The sequence below is a fragment of the Candidatus Atribacteria bacterium genome (assembly GCA_011056645.1).
In the GTDB taxonomy this organism is placed as follows: Bacteria; Atribacterota; Phoenicimicrobiia; order Phoenicimicrobiales; family Phoenicimicrobiaceae; genus Sediminicultor; species Sediminicultor quartus.
On sequence record DSEL01000133.1, the window covers coordinates 1 to 3,224 of the forward strand.

A 3,224-nucleotide genomic window follows, 5' to 3' on the forward strand; every position below is an offset into this window, starting at 1 on the left:
GTATGATGCCTGTCAGAGAGAATTAGATTTATCCAAAGCCGATATAGTAATATTGGGAGTGTCTCGAACTTCCAAAACTCCCCTTAGTATGTATCTTGCCTATAAAGGGGTAAAGGTGGCCAATATAGTATTAGATTTCGAATTTGAACCGCCCATCGAAATATTCAGTTTACCACCGGAGAAAGTAGTGGGTTTAAGCATTGATCCCGATAAATTAATTGAAATAAGAAGTGAACGATTAAAAGCATTGGGTCTTCCAGACGAGGGTGTATATAATAAAAAAGAAAGAGTAATCAAAGAGTTAAAATATGCAGACAGTATTTATAAAAAAATTGGATGTCAGATAATAAACGTAACCAATATGGCTATTGAAGACATTGCCACAAATATACTTAAAATGATAAAGGAGGAAAAATAAGTATGAAAAAATATGTCTATTTTTTTGATGAAGGAAAAGGGGATATGAAATCCATTTTAGGAGGGAAAGGTGCAGGTCTGGCAGAAATGACCCGAATAGGAGTTCCTGTTCCTCATGGATTCACTATAAGTACAGAAGCTTGTATCGAATATTATAAAAATGGCCAAAAATACCCGGAAGGGTTAGAAGGCCAGATAAAAGAACATTTAATAAGGTTGGAGAAAGTATCTAAAAAGAAATTGGGAGATCCAAAAAACCCATTATTAGTTTCCGTCCGATCCGGTGCTGCAATTTCCATGCCCGGTATGATGGATACAGTTTTAAATCTAGGGTTAAATGATATTACTATTCAGGGAGTTATCCAGAACACACAAAATGAACGTTTTGCTTATGATAGTTATCGACGTTTTATTCAGATGTTTGGAAATGTAGTTTTGGGTATTGAACATGATAAATTTGAACATATTTTAGAAGAGATAAAAGAAAAATATCAAGTGAGATTAGATACAGAAATTGACTGTAAAGGGCTGAAAGAATTAGTAGAAGGATATAAAAAACTCGTCAAAAAAGAAACCGGAAAAGATTTTCCTCAAAATCCGGAGTTACAATTACAAACTGCTATAGACGCTGTATTCAATTCCTGGAATACTAAAAGGGCAGTAACTTACCGGAGGATTAATAAAATTTCCGATGATTTGGGAACAGCAGTAAATATTCAAGAGATGGTTTTTGGCAATATGGGAGAAGATTCAGGAACAGGGGTTGGATTTACCAGAAATCCTTCCACCGGAGAAAAGGAATATTACGGCGAATATCTTTTAAACGCTCAAGGAGAAGATGTAGTTGCAGGAATAAGAACACCTTTGTCATTGTCTAATCTTAAGAATGATTTATCAAAAGTATATGAAGAACTGATTGAAATTGTTTCGATTTTAGAAAAACATTATAGAGATGTTCAAGATTTTGAATTTACCATAGAAAGGGGAAAACTCTACTTACTACAGACCAGAACCGGTAAAAGAACCGCCCAAGCAGCGCTTAAAATTGCGGTTGATATGGTAGAAGAAGGAATAATTACCAAAGAGGAGGCAATCCTGCGGGTAGAGCCCAATCAATTAAATCAACTATTACATAAAAGAATAGACCCAAACGCTAAAACTAAGGTAATAGCTAAGGGATTGCCTGCTTCTCCGGGAGCTGCTTATGGTAAAGTTATCTTTACTGCGGATGAAGCAGAAGAATTAGGAAAAAAAGGAGAAAAGATAATATTAGTCAGAACAGAAACCACACCTGATGATATACATGGGATGGTAGAAGCACAGGGTGTCCTTACCAGTAGAGGAGGTATGACCAGTCATGCGGCTGTGGTAGCGAGAGGAATGGGCAAAGCTTGTGTAGCCGGTTGTAGTGTTTTAAATATTAGTATAAAAAAAGAGATTATTTACGTTGATGATTTAATTATAAAGAAAGATGAATTTATCACTATAGATGGAGGGACTGGTGAAGTATTTCTTGGAAAAGTGCCTACTATCGAACCGAAAATGAGTAAAGAATTTGAAACTCTGTTATCCTGGGCCGATAAAATAAAACGTTTGGGTGTATACGCTAATGCCGATACACCGGAAGATGCGAAAAAGGCAAGAGAATTAGGGGCAAAAGGTATAGGACTTACCAGAACAGAGCATATGTTTATGCAGCAAGATAGATTACCTATTGTTCAAAAAATGATTATGGCCGATAGCATAAAAAGTAGAGCAGAGGCCTTGGAAAAATTACTGCCGGTACAGAAGGGAGATTTCTTGGGTATTTTAAAAGCTATGGAAGGATTGCCCGTGATTATCAGGCTTCTTGATCCTCCACTTCATGAATTTTTACCTAATCTAGAAGATACTTTAATAGAAGTTACCACTTTAAAATTAAAAAATAGAGATTCAGCGGAACTTGCCGAGAAGGAAAAGCTATTAGAAATAATTAAATCTTTGCATGAAATGAATCCTATGTTGGGGCTTAGAGGATGTAGATTAGGTTTATTATACCCGGAAATATATGATATGCAGGTAGAAGCCATCATTGAAGCTGCTATTGAATTAACCAAGAAGGGCATAGAAGTGAAGCCTGAGATAATGATTCCTCTGGTCAGTCATATAAACGAGTTTTCACCGATATGTAAGAGAACCAGAAAAATTGCCGACGAAAAGATAAAATCTGCCGGGGTAGAATTAGATTATAAAGTAGGCACCATGATTGAATTACCGAGAGCGGCACTGACTGCCGACATGATTGCTAAAGAAGCTGAATTCTTTTCTTATGGTACTAATGATTTAACTCAAACTACTTTTGGAATAAGCCGGGATGACGCCGAAGGAAAATTCTTGTTAAAATATGTTACCGATAAAATTTTAGAAAATAATCCTTTTGAAGTATTGGATCGCGAAGGAGTAGGAAAATTAGTTGAGCTGGGTACCAAGTTAGGAAGAAAAACTCGTCCTGATTTGGAAGTAGGAATTTGCGGAGAGCATGGCGGAGAACCGCAATCAGTTGAATTTTGTCATTCTGTAGGATTAAACTATGTGAGCTGTTCACCTTTTAGGGTTCCTATTGCTCGATTAGCTGCTGCTCAGGCGGTAATAAAAGAAAAAAATAAAAAATAAAACAATAATAATTTACCAATTTACCCATTGGTTAATTATTCAATTGGAGAATTAAGGAAAATAGCTTATAACGATCATTAAAAAGTGTAAAACATAAAACCAAAATACAAATTAAAATTATATAGGGGTGTAATGAATACGCCCCTATATAATTA

The 3,224-nt window shown here is 35.7% G+C and carries 2 protein-coding genes; both read left to right on the forward strand.

Annotated features, from left to right (window positions below; genetic code table 11):
• The coding region (locus tag ENO17_05370) for a phosphoenolpyruvate synthase regulatory protein (protein ID HER24455.1) at positions 1-418 on the forward strand (418 nt) is incomplete at its 5' end.
• Positions 419-420: 2 nt separating this feature from the next.
• Positions 421-3,069, forward strand: a complete 2,649-nt coding sequence (locus ENO17_05375; protein HER24456.1) for a pyruvate, phosphate dikinase — start codon at positions 421-423, stop codon at positions 3,067-3,069.
• Positions 3,070-3,224 lie beyond the last annotated feature (155 nt).

Bases quoted from the DNA above. Each gene is read 5' to 3' on its own strand.
- ENO17_05375 (HER24456.1), top strand. From the start codon at position 421: ATGAAAAAATATGTCTATTTTTTTGATGAAGGAAAAGGGGATATGAAA.